At 67.6% G+C, this 16,224-nt stretch carries 10 protein-coding genes and 3 rRNA genes; 8 read left to right on the top strand and 5 right to left on the bottom strand.

The annotated features are described in order from the left end of the window. Nucleotides 1-23 precede the first annotated feature (23 nt). Nucleotides 24-197, top strand: coding sequence for a hypothetical protein (locus LIX60_RS16800; RefSeq protein WP_265585948.1), 174 nt, complete (start codon nucleotides 24-26; stop codon nucleotides 195-197). A gap of 146 nt (nucleotides 198-343) precedes the next feature. Here LIX60_RS16800 and LIX60_RS16795 read toward each other — a convergent pair whose 3' ends face one another. Both LIX60_RS16795 and LIX60_RS16790 read right to left on the bottom strand, forming a co-directional pair. Next, complete coding sequence (locus tag LIX60_RS16795) at nucleotides 344-1,063, bottom strand: phosphatase PAP2 family protein (RefSeq protein ID WP_227959127.1); 720 nt, start codon at nucleotides 1,061-1,063, stop codon at nucleotides 344-346. A 301-nt stretch (nucleotides 1,064-1,364) separates the two neighbouring features. Then, on the bottom strand, nucleotides 1,365-2,366 hold the full coding sequence (locus tag LIX60_RS16790; RefSeq protein ID WP_308101460.1) for a bifunctional lytic transglycosylase/C40 family peptidase: 1,002 nt from the start codon (nucleotides 2,364-2,366) through the stop codon (nucleotides 1,365-1,367). Nucleotides 2,367-2,618: 252 nt separating this feature from the next. Here LIX60_RS16790 and LIX60_RS16785 point away from each other — a divergent pair, with 252 nt between their 5' ends. The 7 genes from LIX60_RS16785 to LIX60_RS16755 all read left to right on the top strand — a co-directional run bounded on the left by LIX60_RS16785 (nucleotide 2,619) and on the right by LIX60_RS16755 (nucleotide 10,786). Next, a complete protein-coding gene (locus LIX60_RS16785; RefSeq protein ID WP_227959125.1) occupies nucleotides 2,619-2,819 on the top strand; it encodes a DUF397 domain-containing protein in 201 nt (66 codons plus the stop codon). 239 nt (nucleotides 2,820-3,058) lie between these two features. Further along, on the top strand, nucleotides 3,059-3,367 hold the full coding sequence (locus LIX60_RS16780; protein ID WP_019707132.1) for a hypothetical protein: 309 nt from the start codon (nucleotides 3,059-3,061) through the stop codon (nucleotides 3,365-3,367). A gap of 243 nt (nucleotides 3,368-3,610) precedes the next feature. Further along, on the top strand, nucleotides 3,611-4,456 hold the full coding sequence (locus LIX60_RS16775) for a hypothetical protein (protein ID WP_227959124.1): 846 nt from the start codon (nucleotides 3,611-3,613) through the stop codon (nucleotides 4,454-4,456). Continuing rightward, entirely contained in the window at nucleotides 4,446-5,753 is a 1,308-nt protein-coding gene (locus tag LIX60_RS16770; RefSeq protein WP_227959123.1) for a hypothetical protein, read from the top strand. The genes LIX60_RS16775 and LIX60_RS16770 overlap by 11 nt, the downstream gene beginning before the upstream one ends. Beyond that, nucleotides 5,750-7,303: an SCO6880 family protein gene (locus tag LIX60_RS16765; RefSeq protein ID WP_227959122.1), complete on the top strand. Its 1,554-nt coding sequence runs from the start codon at nucleotides 5,750-5,752 to the stop codon at nucleotides 7,301-7,303. The genes LIX60_RS16770 and LIX60_RS16765 overlap by 4 nt, the downstream gene beginning before the upstream one ends. A 10-nt stretch (nucleotides 7,304-7,313) precedes the next feature. Continuing rightward, nucleotides 7,314-8,744: an ATP-binding protein gene (locus LIX60_RS16760; protein ID WP_227959121.1), complete on the top strand. Its 1,431-nt coding sequence runs from the start codon at nucleotides 7,314-7,316 to the stop codon at nucleotides 8,742-8,744. A 2-nt stretch (nucleotides 8,745-8,746) separates the two neighbouring features. Then, on the top strand, nucleotides 8,747-10,786 hold the full coding sequence (locus LIX60_RS16755; protein ID WP_227959120.1) for a type IV secretory system conjugative DNA transfer family protein: 2,040 nt from the start codon (nucleotides 8,747-8,749) through the stop codon (nucleotides 10,784-10,786). 149 nt (nucleotides 10,787-10,935) lie between these two features. Here the strand turns inward: LIX60_RS16755 and rrf are convergent. From rrf to LIX60_RS16740, 3 genes are all read right to left on the bottom strand, one after another. Then, nucleotides 10,936-11,052, bottom strand: a 5S ribosomal RNA gene (gene rrf / locus LIX60_RS16750). Nucleotides 11,053-11,127: 75 nt separating this feature from the next. After that, nucleotides 11,128-14,253 (bottom strand): 23S ribosomal RNA (locus LIX60_RS16745). A 305-nt stretch (nucleotides 14,254-14,558) separates the two neighbouring features. Beyond that, a 16S ribosomal RNA gene (locus tag LIX60_RS16740) occupies nucleotides 14,559-16,084 on the bottom strand. Together the 16S, 23S and 5S rRNA genes form the textbook arrangement of a ribosomal RNA operon. Between the last annotated feature and the right edge of the window lie 140 nt (nucleotides 16,085-16,224).

The following is a 16,224-nucleotide window of genomic DNA, read 5'->3' as shown; positions in this document are numbered from 1 at the left end:
GGCAAGCTCCTGAGGACCGCTCCGTGCGGGATGAGGATCATCTGACCGAGACCACCGAACGAGGGGCGTTCGCCCTGGCCCGCTGCTCCTGCGGCTGGGCCGGCCCCGCGAGACGGGCCCGCGCGAAGGCGCGGGCGGACGCCGCGTCGCATCCGGGGAACGCCGCGGCGCGGGATGCGTCCGGGCCGGCGGCCTGACGTCCGCGGCCGTCCCGTGGCACGCGGCCGGGCGGGGTCCCCGGCGACGGTGACGCGCGCGGCCCGTACGGGTTCCGGTGACGGGGGCGCAGGGGTTCGGGTTCGCGCGGTGATGCGGGCGCGCGGGTATGCAGGCGCCCGGGGGGTCAGGCCGCGAGGTTGCTCTCGTGGTCCTCGGCCGGGCGCGTGCCCGTCGAGCCGCCGCCCCGGGGCCCGGCAGCGCGGGCGGCGCGGCTCTGGACGAGCCAGCCGGCCCGCGAGCCCGCGACCGTGCGGGTCAGCGGGGTGAGCATGGCCATGGCCAGCGGCGCGAGCAGCAGGGTGACCGCCGTGCCGAGGGCGAAGCCGCCGATCACATCGGTCGGGTAGTGCACGCCCATGTAGATCCGGCAGAAGCCGGCCAGCACCGCGAGGAAGATCGCCGCCAGCCCGAACCTGCGGTGCACGACGAAGACGCCGACCGCCATGGCCATCGCCATCGTGGAGTGGTCGCTGACGAAGGAGTAGTCGGTCTTCCCGTCCACCAGCACCTCGAGGCCCTGGTGGTCGAGGAAGGGTCTGGGGCGTTCGACGAAGTTGCGGATGGGGATGTTGACGAGCAGCGCCAGACCGGTGGCGAGCGGCGCCCAGACCAGACCGGCCACGGCGAGCGGCGCGTCCGGCCGCTTCCTGACGGACCACCAGCACCAGACGACCAGCAGCAGCAGCGCGAAGACGGTGCCGTACTCGCCGGTCCACTCCATGACCCGGTCGAACCAGTGCGGGGTGCCGGCCGTCAGGCCGTTGATGTCGTAGAGCAGGTCCACATCGGGGCCCGGCTCTCCCGTGGTCTCCGACACCGGTGACCCCGCCTCCAGTCCAGCCATGTGCCACGGCCCCTTGTCTCTAGCGCTTGCTCGTGTCCGTCGATCCGCCGCCCCCGTCAGAAAGAGGAGTCGCCTCCCGCTGTCCCGGCCGGAGAACGGCGGGGACCGGCCGGGTGTTCCGCTCTCCACCGAACGGGCATCGGGCTGTTACCGAAGGGTGACCCGTCGTCGCAGTTCAGCGACGCGGACCCGCGGGGAGTCCGGGAGGCGCGGCCTCATCCGTCACTCTACGGGCCGTCAGCGGCGGCCCGGCGGCCAGCCGCCGGACGGCCCGGGCCCGCGCGTCGCCGCCGCGCCCGCGCTAAGCGGAATCCCGCCGGGGCAGGGCCGCCGCGCCGTCCTCGGTCACTCTGGTGGCACCGAAGTAGTCCGGGCTGTCGATCTTGTCGTAACGGATCTCGGCGCCGGTGTAGGGCGCATTGATCATATAGCCGCCGCCGACATAGATCCCCACATGCCGGATCGCCCGGGAGTCCGTCAGATCGTCGGAGAAGAACACCAGATCACCCGGGAGCAGCTCGTCCCGCGACGGATGCGCTCCGGCGTTGTACTGGTCATTGGCCACCCGGGGCAGCTCGATCCCGACGCTCGCGTACGCCGCCTTCGTCAGCCCCGAGCAGTCGAACCGCCCGCCGTCCTCCGCCGTGCCGTCGCCGCCCCAGAGATACGGGGTCCCGAGCTTGTCCTTCGCGTAGTAGATCGCCCCGGCCGCCCGCCCCGACGCCGGCACCTTGGCCGCCGGCGCCTCGAAGCTCTTGGCGAGGGTCGTGATCCGCTTCACGTAGTTCTGCGTCTCCCGGTACGGCGGCACGCCGTCGTACTTGAGGACCGCGTACGGGCCCGCGTTGTACGCCGCCAGCATGTTCGCGGTCGGGTCCCCCGGAGCGTCCTTCACGTAGGAGGCCAGTTTGCAGTCGTACAGGGCCGCCGACGGAATGGCGTCCTCCGGGTCCCAGACATTGGCCCGGCCGTCGCCGTTGGCGTCCACGCCGTGCGTCGACCAGGTGCCCGGGATGAACTGCGCGATGCCCTGCGCGGCCGCGGGGCTCTGCGCCTTCGGGTTCCAGCCGCTCTCCTGGTACAGCTGCGCCGCCAGCAGCGACGGGCTGATCTGCGAGCAGCGCCGGCCCCACTGGTCCACCAGGGCCCGGTACGCGGCCGGGACGGCGTTCTCGGCCAGGCCCCGCACGCTCCCGCCGCCGACGAGGTTCGACGCCGCGGTGTAGACCCCGATCACCAGCAGCCCGAGGAAGCACGAGAGCAGCCCGAAACCGACGCCGACGCCCAGCCAGACCTTCCGCATGCCTCCACCATTCCCCAAAACCCGGCATCCCAGCGGCTGTTCGACGCTGAACGGTACAGCCGGCACCCCGGTGCCCGCGACGGCGCACCGGGGGTCACGCTCGAACACCCGGGCGCATGGCCGGGGGCACGGAGGCAGACCCACGGGTCGCCCTTGACCTGGGAGCGGCGGCGCGGTCCCATGCGAAGGAGACCGGGACCCGCGACCGGGAACGCCGGTACCGGGCCCGATGGCACGTCAAGGAAGGACATCATGCCGGAACTCGCCTGGCAGCGGCCGAGCTTCGTGGAGGACGGGCAGGAGGAGTACCTCGAAGTGGCCGTCGGGCCGGACGGGATGGTCCACATCAGACAGAGCACCAGCCCCGAGGAGATCGTGACCACCACCCCCGCCAAGTGGGACGCCTGGGTGAAGGGCGTCAAGGCAGGTGAGTTCGACCACTTCGTCGAGTGATCGTCCGTCAAAGGCCGTTGCCGGACGTCACCCAGCGTGATACACAGAGTGACAAAACACGGCTCGGCCGGTACGGCGGGTGACCTCCGGTGGTGCAACTCCCGCGGATCCGCGCGGGATCCGCCAATAAATGCCACCAAGGCGACGCCCGGCGGCGGAATCGTCGGGGAAGATGGAGAGCGGACCCGTGCCATCCGGCAGGGGCGCACAACTACCCACTAGGGGCGGTGAGTTTCACAATGTTCCTGGCAGCCGAAAAGGGCGACATCACCACCATCATCGGCGGCATCGCTCCCGACTGGGGGCCGTTCGGGAGCCTGGGCAACGAGGCCCGCATCATGATCGAGGTCGTGATGGCGATCGCCATCCTGCTCTGCCTGGGCATCGCGATCTGGGGCGCGGCGAAGCAGCGCATCGGAGCCACGGCACTGCGCGACACCTTCAGCGCGGAACAGGGCAAGGGACTGATCGTCGCCGGGCTCACCGGCGTCTTCATCATCGGCTCCCTCGGCACCCTGTTCACCATCGTCTACGGCATGGCCGTGTAGCGACGCCGGCCCGCGCGTCCGCGACTCCGGCGCCCGTTCCCCCGGCCCCTCGACGGGAGCGGTGCGTCCCGATGCCCCGTCCCACCCGTCCGTCGTGCCCACCGGCAGAGGTTGCGTCCTTCTGATGTCCACTCACCACACCCCGCCCCGGCGGAAACCACCGGGGCCGGTGCCGCACCCCCACTCCTCCGGCCTTGCCCGCGGCACGTGCCCCCGGGCCGCCTCCGAGAGGTCGTACCCCGCATGAGCCACGGCGACGGCGGATACCGCGGCGACCACCCGGGCGACGGACCCGGCGGCCACCAGACCCGCACCCGGCTGCCCGACGAGCCGGGCACCGGCACCTACGGCGGCGGCAGACGCTCCTCCCGCTCCCCGCGCGGGCTCGTCGGCGTCGTCGGCGTCGTCGTGCTGCTGATCGCCGCCATCGCCTTCGCCAACCGCGGCGACGGCGGCGGGGAGAGCCCCGGAAAGGACGGCAAGGGCGGCCCGGCCGCCCGGGCGACGGCCCCCACCGGCGAACGCCCGGTGACGGACTCCGAGGCGGGCATCGCCACGGGCTTCCCCCGCACGGAACAGGGCGCGGAGTCGGCGGCGGCCAACTACGTCGTCGCCCTGAGCGGGGACGGGATGTTCGACGCGGAAACCCGCCGGGACATCGTGGAAGCGGTCTACAGCCCGCGCGTGGCAAGCGAGCGCCGGACCGAGCTGGACAGGGCGTACTCCCGCGAGAAGTTCCTGGCCGGCATCGGCCTGGAATCCGACGGCAGCGCGCCCGAGGGCATGACGTTCGTCGCTCGCGCCAACCCGGTCGGCACGAAGGTGGAGAAGTTCGGCAACGACTCCGCCACCGTGGCCGTCTGGTACTCCCAGTTGTTCGGCCTCGCCGGTGAGGGGTCCAAGAATCCGGTGACCGAAGGCTGGTACACCAACACCCTCGAACTCCAGTGGCTCGACAACGACTGGAAGGTGGCCGACTTCCAGGAGAAGGACGGTCCGACACCCGTCGGCCGTGACCAGGTCGCGTCGTCGGCCGAAGAGATGGCCGAGGCCGTCGAAGGGTTCGGAGGGTTCACCTATGCCCGGTAATCCCCGTCGCGTACTCACCTTCGCGGCAGCACTCACGAGTGCGCAAGCTCTCTTCGCCCTCACGGCGACCCGGGCGCTCGCCGAGCCGTCACCCGGCCCCACGGAGGACGGCGATGCCTGTGAAGGGCTGCGCGGCGGAGCCGCGGAGTTCTGCGAACGCGAAGACGGATCGGGCGGCCGCACCCCCGCCGATTCCCTCTCCAACCCCCTCGACCCCCTCTCCTCCCTCGCCAAGGGCTGCGCCGACGCCGCCGCCTTCGTCGTGGACAAGCTGTCCGAGGCGGTGGAGAAGACCACCGAGGTCGACTTCACCAACACCGAGTTCCTCAAGCAGTACGCGGTCGTCTTCGCCGTCTCCGCCGTTCTCACTCTGCTGCTCTGGCTGTTCGCGGTCGCCAAGCGCGCCATCCGCGGAGTGCCGTTCACCGAGGCGGTCACCGAGGCCGTCGGCTTCCTCTGGCTGACCGTCCTGGCCTCCGCCTTCACCCCGCTGATCCTCTATACGGTGGTGTCCGCGACCGACGGCCTCACCGAGGTGATCGCCTCCGGCACCTCCGACGACACGAACACCTTCTTCGGCTCCTTCGCGGAGGCGCTGAAGAAGGGCGAGGACATCGGCGGCGGACCGATCATGCTGATCATCGTCAGCCTGGTCTCCGTGCTCGCCGCGGGCATCCTCTACCTCGAACTCGTCATCCGGGCCGCGCTCCTCTACGCGGGCGCCCTGCTCGGCGTCGTCGTGTACGCCGGGCTGGTCGACAAGAACATGTGGGGCCACGTCCGCCGCTGGGCGGGCATCATGATCGCCGTCATCCTCGTCAAGCCCGTCATCGTCATCGTGCTCGGACTGGCCGGCGCCCTCAGCGCCAGCGAGGACGGCCCCAACGCCTTCTCCGCGGTCGTCTCCGGGCTCGCCATCATCCTGCTGGCCATCTTCGCCAGCGCGATGATCTACCGCTTCGTCCCCGGCTTCGGTGACGACATCGTCTCCGCCCGCACCAACCGCAAGGCGGCCACCGACGGTTCCCAGGCCGCCGCCCTGATCTCGTCCCCGGCCGCCCTGGTCAAGCAGGGGATCAAGACCCACAGCACCCGCGGCGGCGGAGGCGGCGGCGGCGAGGCAGCGGCCCCGTCCCGGCCCGAGCCCCGGCCGGCCTCCGCGGTCTCCGGCGGCGTCGCCGCCCACAGTTCGCGCGGCGGCTCGTCCGGCGGGACGGGCGGCGGTACACCGGCCGCGGCCGTGCCCCGCGCACGCGACCGGGCCACCGGCAATTCCTCAGGAGGTGAGCGGACGTGACGACCCAGTCCCATCCGGTCGCGCCGCGGCGCACCTATCTGATCGGCAGGGCCCGCCCGAACGCGATCATCGGCAAGAACCGGGAGACCGGCGAGATCGCCCTGATCATCGCGGGCGCGTTCCTCGGCATGATGTGCGGTCTGCTGGTCCCCGTGCTGTCCCTGCGCATCACCCTGCTCACCGGCTTCCCGGCGCTGGCCCTGGCCGCCGTCTACGTGCCGTACAAGCACCGGACGTTCTACAAGTGGTTCGAGATCCGGCGTTCCTACAAGCGGCAGGTGAAGAAGAGGGCCACCTACCGCTCCGCCGCCGCCGAGGCGGGCATACGGTTCGACGGGCGCGAGGTCGAGGTCGGCCCGCCCCCCGGCATCGGCCGGATCAACTGGCTCTCCGCGCCGTTCGGCCCGGACGAGATCGCGGTGCTGCTGCACGCCGACCGCCGCACCGTGACCGCCGCCATCGAGATCGAGGGCCCGGGCGTCGGACTGCGCGACAGCGAGGACCAGGAGGCGCTGGTCGACCGCTTCGGCACGCTCCTCAAGCACGTGGCCAACGGCGACGGTTTCGTGACGCGCATCCAGATGCTCGCCCGCACCCTCCCCGCCGACCCCGACGCGCACGCCAAGGACGTCGAGCGGCGCGGCGACCGCAGGGCCCCGCACTGGCTCCAGGACTCGTACGACCAGCTCCAGTCCATGGTCTCCACCTCCTCCGAGCAGCACCGGGCCTATCTCGTCGCCTGTATGCACTACAACCGCGAACTGGCGGCCGAGGCGCACGCCATGGCCCGCGCGGCCCGCGCGGCGGGGGGCAGGCGCCGGCTCGACAAGGACGCCGGGCTGGCCGTCGTCATGGCCCGGGAGCTCACCGACATCTGCGCCCGTCTCGCCGAGGCCGACATCCGCGTCCGGCAGCCGCTGGGCCAGGCGCGGCTCTCCTCCCTCGTCCACTCCATGTACGACCCGGACCACCCGATCGACCACATCCAGGCCATGACGAAGCGCAACGCCTGGCCGGCCGAGCTGGACGCCACGGAGCCGACGTACCTCCAGGCCAAGACCCGCGAGTCGGTCACCCGGGCCCCCTGGTGCCACGCCACGGCCTGGGTGAAGGAGTGGCCGATGACCCCCGTCGGCGTCAACTTCCTCGCCCCGCTGCTCGTCCACACCCCCGATGTGATCCGCACGGTCGCCGTCTGCATGGACCTGGAACCCACCGAGGTCGCCATCGAACGGATGCTGACGGAGAAGACGAACGACGAGGCCGAGGCCAGCCGCGCGGCCAAGATGAACCGCACCGTCGACCCGCGCGACATCGCCGCCCACGGCCGTCTCGACCAGCGCGGCGAGGATCTCGCCAGCGGCGCGGCGGGCGTCAACCTCGTCGGCTACATCACCGTCTCCTCCCGCTCCCCCGAAGCGCTCGCCCGGGACAAGCGCACCATCCGCGCCTCGGCCGGCAAGTCCTATCTCAAGCTGGAGTGGTGCGACCGGGAACACCACCGGGCCTTCGTGAACACGTTGCCCTTCGCGACCGGCATCCGACGTTAGGGGCACCGCCGTGATCGATCCGCTGTCCGCCGCGACCGAGGCCTTCACCAGCTTCCTCTTCGGGAAGGTGGAAACCACGCGCTTGCCCGTGCGCACCTCCACGGGCCAGGCCCAGGCCGTCTATCTGCCGACCGCCGCCCCCGGCCTCGGCGACTCCGGAGTGATCATCGGACGCGAGGTGTACTCGGGGAAGGGGTACATCTACGACCCCTTCCAGCTCTACGGCCAGCAGCTCCCGGCCCCGCACTGGCTGGTGCTCGGCGAGTCCGGCAACGGCAAGTCGGCGCTGGAGAAGACCTACGTCCTGCGCCAGCTCCGCTTCCGCGACCGGCAGGTGGTCGTCCTGGACGCCCAGGGCGAGGACGGCGTCGGCGAGTGGAACCTCATCGCCGAGCAACTGGGGATCACCCCCATCCGGCTCGACCCCACCTCGGCGATCAACGACGGCATACGGCTCAACCCGCTCGACCCCTCGATCACCGCCACGGGCCAGCTGGCCCTGCTCCGCACGATCATCGAGGTCGCGATGGGGCGCGGGCTCGACGAACGCTCCGGCTTCGCCCTCAAGGTCGCCCACGGTTTCGTCACCCGGACGATCACCGACCGCCAGCCCGTCCTCACCGACATCGTCGAGCAGTTGCGGCATCCCAAGCCGGAGTCCGCCGAGGCCATGAACGTCGCCCTCGACGATGTCCGCGCCTGGGGCCTGGACGTCGCCCTGGTCATCGACCGGCTCGTCGACGGAGACCTGCGCGGCATGTTCGACGGGCCGACGACCGTCGGCATCGACCTGGACGCCCCGCTGATCGTCTTCGACCTCTCGCACATCGACCGCAACTCCATCGCCATGCCGATCCTGATGGCCATCGTCGGCGTCTGGCTGGAGCACACCTGGATCCGCCCCGACCGGGTCAAGCGCATCTTCCTGGTGGAAGAGGCCTGGCACATCATCAACTCCCCGTTCGTGGCCCAGCTCTTCCAGCGGCTGCTGAAGTTCGGCCGCCGGCTCGGCCTCTCCTTCGTCGCCGTCGTCCACCATCTCTCCGACGTCGTCGACGGCGCGGCCGCGCGCGAGGCCGCGGCCATCCTCAAAATGGCCTCCACCCGCACCATCTACGCCCAGAAGACGGACGAGGCGCGGGCCACCGGCCGGGTACTCGGCCTGCCCCGGTGGGCCGTCGAGATCATCCCCACCCTCACCCCCGGCATCGCCGTCTGGGACGTCAACGGCAATGTGCAGGTCGTCAAGCACCTCATCACGGAGACCGAACGCCCCCTCGTCTACACGGACCGCGCGATGACCGAGTCCTCCGCTCTGAGCGACGAGGCGCTGGCCCTGGAACAGGCCGCCGAGGCGGAGGCCGAGGAGCGCGCGGCCCGGGCCGTCGAGCAGCACCTCGAGGACGAGGTGGTCGGCTCCTCCGAGTCCACGGTGGCCTGAGCATGGCGCAAGGGAACAGGGGCGCAGAGCGCCGGCCCGGGAGTGACGGAAGCGGCGGAAGCGGCGGCATCCCCGACGGACTCCTCATCGGCCTGCTCGGTTTCCTCGTCATCCTCACCGTGCTGGTCTGGTCGGCCGCGGGCCTCTCCGGACTGCTGGCCCACGGTTCCTGGCCCTCGGGCGCCGGCTTCACCGAAACCCCCCTCGCCCTGCGGCACCTGCTGACGGACCCGGGCGACCTGGCCGCCGCCTGGCCCCGGGCGGCGGGAGAACTCTCCGGGCCCGGCCTCTTCTGGGGCCTCCTCATCGGCGAGATCATGGCGCTCACGGTGCTGGCGGTCTTCGCCATCGGCACCGTCGCCCGCTGGCGCGCCACCCGCCACAGACCCCGTACGGCCGGTCCGGACCACACGGGCCGCACCGGCCGTACGAACGGTTTGGACGGGCAGCACGGTCCGGACGGACGGCACGGTCCGGACGAACCCAAGGCCCGCGCCGGGGACGCAGCCGCCCGTGGCCTCTCCACCGGCCCGCCACACCCCGCGAACGGGCAGACGAACGCCCCCACCGGCGCCGCGCCCACCCCGGGCGGACACCCGGCCGGCCCCGGCTCCCCGGCCCGGGAAGCCACCACCACCGGCATGACGCCCCCCGCAGACGCCACTGCCCCGGTCCGCCCCGTCCCGGGCGCCCCCCGTCCCACCGACGCCCCGAACGGCACACCGAGCCGCGCCGGAACCGCCACCCCGTACGGAACGCACACCCCGGCCGCGGCCCCGCACAGCCCGGCCCCGTCGGCCCCGGCTCCCGGCCCCACGGGTCCGAGCCCAGGCTCTCCTGGCCCCGCGGCCACCCCGTACCCCGCAACGCCCGCGCCCGCGCCCGCACAGGGCATCGCCAACCCCGGGACACCGGGCACGATCACCCCGGGCAACCCCGCCGCAGAGCACCTCACCGGTGTCGCCGCGGGCCACGAGAGCACCGCTGCCCAGCAGAGCCCGCCCGCATCCGGCACCACCCACCCGGGGACGGCATACGACCCACAGCACGGCAGCCCGTACCCCACACCCCCCGACGTCCCGGCGGGAGTTGACGGCTCCGCCCACGTCACCCACGGCCTCCACTTCTTCGGCATCGACGGCGCCCGGGACCGCCTCCGGCTGGCCCTGCGCGCCGTCGCGGACGCCGAAGGCCCTCTCCTGGTCGTCACCTCGGACCCGGCTCTCTGGACCGAGAGCAAGGACGCCCGCGCCAAACTCGGCCCCACACACGTCTACGACCCCGGGCAACAGCTCGACACTCCCTCCCGGCTCCGCTGGTCGCCCGTCAGCGGCTGCGAGACCCGCGAGGCCGCGGCGTCGCGCGCGGCCGCCCTGCTCGCCCCCGTACGGCCGCAGCACGCCCTCGACTCCGCCACCGCGGACGCCGCGGAGACCCTGCTGCGCTGCTGGCTGCACGCCGCCGCCGTGGACGACCGTCCGATCCGCCAGGTCCACCGCTGGGCCTCCGGAAACTCCGCCCATGAGCCGGTCCGCATCCTCCGCACCAACCGCCGTGCCGCCGCCGGTTCGGCCGGCGAACTGGAGGCCACGCTCACCGCGCACCCGGAACGCCGGGACATGGCCCTCCAGCTGACGGCCCGTGCCCTGTCGGCGCTCTCCTCCGTCCACATCCGCAACGCGTGTAACCCGACCCGGGCGGATTCCCTCGCGCTGGAGTCATTCGTCGCCGAAGGGGGAACGCTCTACGTCATGGGCGAAGCCATCGAGGACCCGCGGACCCACCCGGGCGCGATGCCGTTCCTCACCGCACTCGCCTCGAACGTGGTCGAGCACGGCCGGAGCATGGCCGAACGGTCATCCGCCGGCCGGCTCGACCCACCACTTACCGTCGTCCTGGACGACGTCGCACGGGTCGCTCCCCTCCCCCAGCTCCCCGGGCTCCTGAACTCGGGCCGCGAGCAGGGAATGCCCACACTGGCCCTGCTCCGCTCCAAGGAGCAGGCCCGAGCCCGCTGGCCCCGGCACTTCCCGGCCGGCTGAGACCGCCGCGGCAGCGGGCGGCGGGCACTCTTTCCGCGGAAACCACCGAACCTGCTCGGGAGCCAGGGGGTGGGAAAGGGCTCTGAAACGCGAGAAAGCCCTGTGGGGGACCGGAGTCCCCCACAGGGCTTTCTTCATTCTCAAGAATTGTTCGGCGGCGTCCTACTCTCCCACAGGGTCCCCCCTGCAGTACCATCGGCGCTGAAAGGCTTAGCTTCCGGGTTCGGAATGTAACCGGGCGTTTCCCTCACGCTATAACCACCGAAACACTATGAAACCATACGAACCGGACGGCAACACAGTTCGTTGTTTCAGAACCAACACAGTGGACGCGAGCACCTGAGGACAAGCCCTCGGCCTATTAGTACCAGTCAACTCCACACCTTGCAGTGCTTCCATATCTGGCCTATCAACCCAGTCGTCTACTGGGAGCCTTAACCCCTCATGGGGGTGGGAGTCCTCATCTCGAAGCAGGCTTCCCGCTTAGATGCTTTCAGCGGTTATCCCTCCCGAACGTAGCCAACCAGCCATGCCCTTGGCAGGACAACTGGCACACCAGAGGTTCGTCCGTCCCGGTCCTCTCGTACTAGGGACAGCCCTTCTCAAGACTCCTACGCGCACAGCGGATAGGGACCGAACTGTCTCACGACGTTCTAAACCCAGCTCGCGTACCGCTTTAATGGGCGAACAGCCCAACCCTTGGGACCGACTCCAGCCCCAGGATGCGACGAGCCGACATCGAGGTGCCAAACCATCCCGTCGATATGGACTCTTGGGGAAGATCAGCCTGTTATCCCCGGGGTACCTTTTATCCGTTGAGCGACGGCGCTTCCACAAGCCACCGCCGGATCACTAGTCCCGACTTTCGTCCCTGCTCGACCCGTCGGTCTCACAGTCAAGCTCCCTTGTGCACTTACACTCAACACCTGATTACCAACCAGGCTGAGGGAACCTTTGGGCGCCTCCGTTACCCTTTAGGAGGCAACCGCCCCAGTTAAACTACCCACCAGACACTGTCCCTGATCCGGATCACGGACCCAGGTTAGACATCCAGCACGACCAGAGTGGTATTTCAACGACGACTCCACCCGAACTAGCGTCCGGGCTTCACAGTCTCCCACCTATCCTACACAAGCCGAACCGAACACCAATATCAAGCTGTAGTAAAGGTCCCGGGGTCTTTCCGTCCTGCTGCGCGAAACGAGCATCTTTACTCGTAGTGCAATTTCACCGGGCCTATGGTTGAGACAGTCGAGAAGTCGTTACGCCATTCGTGCAGGTCGGAACTTACCCGACAAGGAATTTCGCTACCTTAGGATGGTTATAGTTACCACCGCCGTTTACTGGCGCTTAAGTTCTCAGCTTCGCCATGACGGATCATGACTAACCGGTCCCCTTAACGTTCCAGCACCGGGCAGGCGTCAGTCCGTATACATCGCCTTACGGCTTCGCACGGACCTGTGTTTTTAGTAAACAGTCGCTTCTCGCTGGTCTCTGCGGCCACCACCAGCTCACACCGCAAGGGTGATCACCAGCAATGGCCCCCCTTCTCCCGAAGTTACGGGGGCATTTTGCCGAGTTCCTTAACCATAGTTCACCCGAACGCCTCGGTATTCTCTACCTGACCACCTGAGTCGGTTTAGGGTACGGGCCGCCATGAAACTCGCTAGAGGCTTTTCTCGACAGCATAGGATCATCCACTTCACCACAATCGGCTCGGCATCAGGTCTCACCCTTACACGGAGGACGGATTTACCTACCCTCCGGGCTACACCCTTACCCCGGGACAACCACCGCCCGGGCTGGACTACCTTCCTGCGTCACCCCATCACTCACCTACTACCCCCTCGGGCCGTCGGCTCCACCACTCCGACCTCGTCCGAAGACTCAGCCGGCGGCTTCACGGACTTAGCATCAGAAGGTTCAGCGCTGGCGCTTCAAAGCGGGTACCGGAATATCAACCGGTTGTCCATCGACTACGCCTGTCGGCCTCGCCTTAGGTCCCGACTTACCCTGGGCAGATCAGCTTGACCCAGGAACCCTTAGTCAATCGGCGCACACGTTTCCCACGTGTGTATCGCTACTCATGCCTGCATTCTCACTCGTGAACCGTCCACCACTGCCTTCCGGCGCGGCTTCACCCGGCACACGACGCTCCCCTACCCATCAGCACCCCCGTTAGGGGTATATGTGCCAATGACACGACTTCGGCGGTACGCTTGAGCCCCGCTACATTGTCGGCGCGGAATCACTTGACCAGTGAGCTATTACGCACTCTTTCAAGGATGGCTGCTTCTAAGCCAACCTCCTGGTTGTCTCTGCGACTCCACATCCTTTCCCACTTAGCGTACGCTTAGGGGCCTTAGTCGATGCTCTGGGCTGTTTCCCTCTCGACCATGGAGCTTATCCCCCACAGTCTCACTGCCGCGCTCTCACTTACCGGCATTCGGAGTTTGGCTAAGGTCAGTAACCCGGTAGGGCCCATCGCCTATCCAGTGCTCTACCTCCGGCAAGAAACACACGACGCTGCACCTAAATGCATTTCGGGGAGAACCAGCTATCACGGAGTTTGATTGGCCTTTCACCCCTAACCACAGGTCATCCCCCAGGTTTTCAACCCTGGTGGGTTCGGTCCTCCACACGGTCTTACCCGCGCTTCAACCTGCCCATGGCTAGATCACTCCGCTTCGGGTCTTGAGCGCGCTACTATACCGCCCTATTCGGACTCGCTTTCGCTACGGCTTCCCCACACGGGTTAACCTCGCAACACACCGCAAACTCGCAGGCTCATTCTTCAAAAGGCACGCAGTCACGACGCACCGGACAAGTCCGATGCGCGACGCTCCCACGGCTTGTAGGCACACGGTTTCAGGTACTATTTCACTCCGCTCCCGCGGTACTTTTCACCATTCCCTCACGGTACTATCCGCTATCGGTCACCAGGGAATATTTAGGCTTAGCGGGTGGTCCCGCCAGATTCACACGGGATTTCTCGGGCCCCGTGCTACTTGGGTGTCGCACAAGCAAGTTGCTGACATTTCGGCTACGGGGGTCTTACCCTCTACGCCGGGCCTTTCGCATGCCCTTCGCCTACACCAACAATTTCTGACTCGCCCGATGGCCGGCAGACCACCGAAGTGCGATCCCACAACCCCGTAAGCGCAACCCCTGCCGGGTATCACACGCCTACGGTTTGGCCTCATCCGGTTTCGCTCGCCACTACTCCCGGAATCACGGTTGTTTTCTCTTCCTGCGGGTACTGAGATGTTTCACTTCCCCGCGTTCCCTCCACATACCCTATGTGTTCAGGTATGGGTGACAGCCCATGACGACTGCCGGGTTTCCCCATTCGGACACCCCCGGATCAAAGCTCGGTTGACAGCTCCCCGGGGCCTATCGCGGCCTCCCACGTCCTTCATCGGTTCCTGGTACCAAGGCATCCACCGTGCGCCCTTAAAAACTTGGCCACAGATGCTCGCGTCCACTGTGCAGTTCTCAAACAACGACCAGCCACCCGCCACCCACACCAACCGTGCGGTTCACCGGGACCGGCAACCGAAGACACAAGCAAACAGCCCGTACCCTCAGACACCCAACAGCGCGCCCGGCACACCCCGGCCCCCACCGCGTTCCACGCCCCGAAGAGCAGTACTAGCAGCAGCAACCGTGATGCGCCGAATAGTCAACGTTCCACCCATGAGCAACCAGCACCGGACACTCGCCGGTGTTCTGGCCTCTGACCCGGCAGAACCGGGTGAGAAGTGCTCCTTAGAAAGGAGGTGATCCAGCCGCACCTTCCGGTACGGCTACCTTGTTACGACTTCGTCCCAATCGCCAGTCCCACCTTCGACGATTCCCTCCCTTACGGGTTGGGCCACCGGCTTCGGGTGTTACCGACTTTCGTGACGTGACGGGCGGTGTGTACAAGGCCCGGGAACGTATTCACCGCAGCAATGCTGATCTGCGATTACTAGCGACTCCGACTTCATGGGGTCGAGTTGCAGACCCCAATCCGAACTGAGACCGGCTTTTTGAGATTCGCTCCACCTCGCGGTATCGCAGCTCATTGTACCGGCCATTGTAGCACGTGTGCAGCCCAAGACATAAGGGGCATGATGACTTGACGTCGTCCCCACCTTCCTCCGAGTTGACCCCGGCAGTCTCCTGTGAGTCCCCATCACCCCGAAAGGCATGCTGGCAACACAGAACAAGGGTTGCGCTCGTTGCGGGACTTAACCCAACATCTCACGACACGAGCTGACGACAGCCATGCACCACCTGTACACCGACCACAAGGGGGGCCGTATCTCTACGGCTTTCCGGTGTATGTCAAGCCTTGGTAAGGTTCTTCGCGTTGCGTCGAATTAAGCCACATGCTCCGCCGCTTGTGCGGGCCCCCGTCAATTCCTTTGAGTTTTAGCCTTGCGGCCGTACTCCCCAGGCGGGGAACTTAATGCGTTAGCTGCGGCACGGACGACGTGGAATGTCGCCCACACCTAGTTCCCAACGTTTACGGCGTGGACTACCAGGGTATCTAATCCTGTTCGCTCCCCACGCTTTCGCTCCTCAGCGTCAGTATCGGCCCAGAGATCCGCCTTCGCCACCGGTGTTCCTCCTGATATCTGCGCATTTCACCGCTACACCAGGAATTCCGATCTCCCCTACCGAACTCTAGCCTGCCCGTATCGAATGCAGACCCGGGGTTAAGCCCCGGGCTTTCACATCCGACGCGACAAGCCGCCTACGAGCTCTTTACGCCCAATAATTCCGGACAACGCTCGCACCCTACGTATTACCGCGGCTGCTGGCACGTAGTTAGCCGGTGCTTCTTCTGCAGGTACCGTCACTTGCGCTTCTTCCCTGCTGAAAGAGGTTTACAACCCGAAGGCCGTCATCCCTCACGCGGCGTCGCTGCATCAGGCTTCCGCCCATTGTGCAATATTCCCCACTGCTGCCTCCCGTAGGAGTCTGGGCCGTGTCTCAGTCCCAGTGTGGCCGGTCGCCCTCTCAGGCCGGCTACCCGTCGTCGCCTTGGTAGGCCATCACCCCACCAACAAGCTGATAGGCCGCGGGCTCATCCTGCACCGCCGGAGCTTTCCACCACCATCGGATGCCCGAGATGGTCGTATCCGGTATTAGACCCCGTTTCCAGGGCTTGTCCCAGAGTGCAGGGCAGATTGCCCACGTGTTACTCACCCGTTCGCCACTAATCCCCTCCGAAGAGGTTCATCGTTCGACTTGCATGTGTTAAGCACGCCGCCAGCGTTCGTCCTGAGCCAGGATCAAACTCTCCGTGAATGCTTCACGCAAGAGCGGCGCAGCCCGGAGGAATAATCCGGACCGCGCACAGCGTCCTCGCTGTCAATTGCCTCCCGACCACCACCGCCGAAACGGTGGCACGGAAGGACTTGTTTCAAAGGAACCTCATCCCGGCAGCA

The organism is Streptomyces sp. S07_1.15 (assembly GCF_020739505.1).
Taxonomy (GTDB): domain Bacteria; phylum Actinomycetota; class Actinomycetes; order Streptomycetales; family Streptomycetaceae; genus Streptomyces; species Streptomyces xinghaiensis.
Note: the sequence above shows the minus strand (reverse complement) of the source record. Positions and strands in the feature narration are given on the sequence as shown.

Excerpts from the sequence above, each read along its gene's own strand:
- LIX60_RS16770 (WP_227959123.1), top strand. The coding sequence starts at position 4,446 with ATGCCCGGTAATCCCCGTCGCGTACTCACCTTCGCGGCAGCACTCACG.
- LIX60_RS16790 (WP_308101460.1), bottom strand. The coding sequence starts at position 2,366 with ATGCGGAAGGTCTGGCTGGGCGTCGGCGTCGGTTTCGGGCTGCTCTCG.
- LIX60_RS16780 (WP_019707132.1), top strand. The coding sequence starts at position 3,059 with ATGTTCCTGGCAGCCGAAAAGGGCGACATCACCACCATCATCGGCGGC.
- LIX60_RS16795 (WP_227959127.1), bottom strand. The coding sequence starts at position 1,063 with ATGGCTGGACTGGAGGCGGGGTCACCGGTGTCGGAGACCACGGGAGAG.
- LIX60_RS16755 (WP_227959120.1), top strand. The coding sequence starts at position 8,747 with ATGGCGCAAGGGAACAGGGGCGCAGAGCGCCGGCCCGGGAGTGACGGA.
- LIX60_RS16775 (WP_227959124.1), top strand. The coding sequence starts at position 3,611 with ATGAGCCACGGCGACGGCGGATACCGCGGCGACCACCCGGGCGACGGA.
- LIX60_RS16785 (WP_227959125.1), top strand. The coding sequence starts at position 2,619 with ATGCCGGAACTCGCCTGGCAGCGGCCGAGCTTCGTGGAGGACGGGCAG.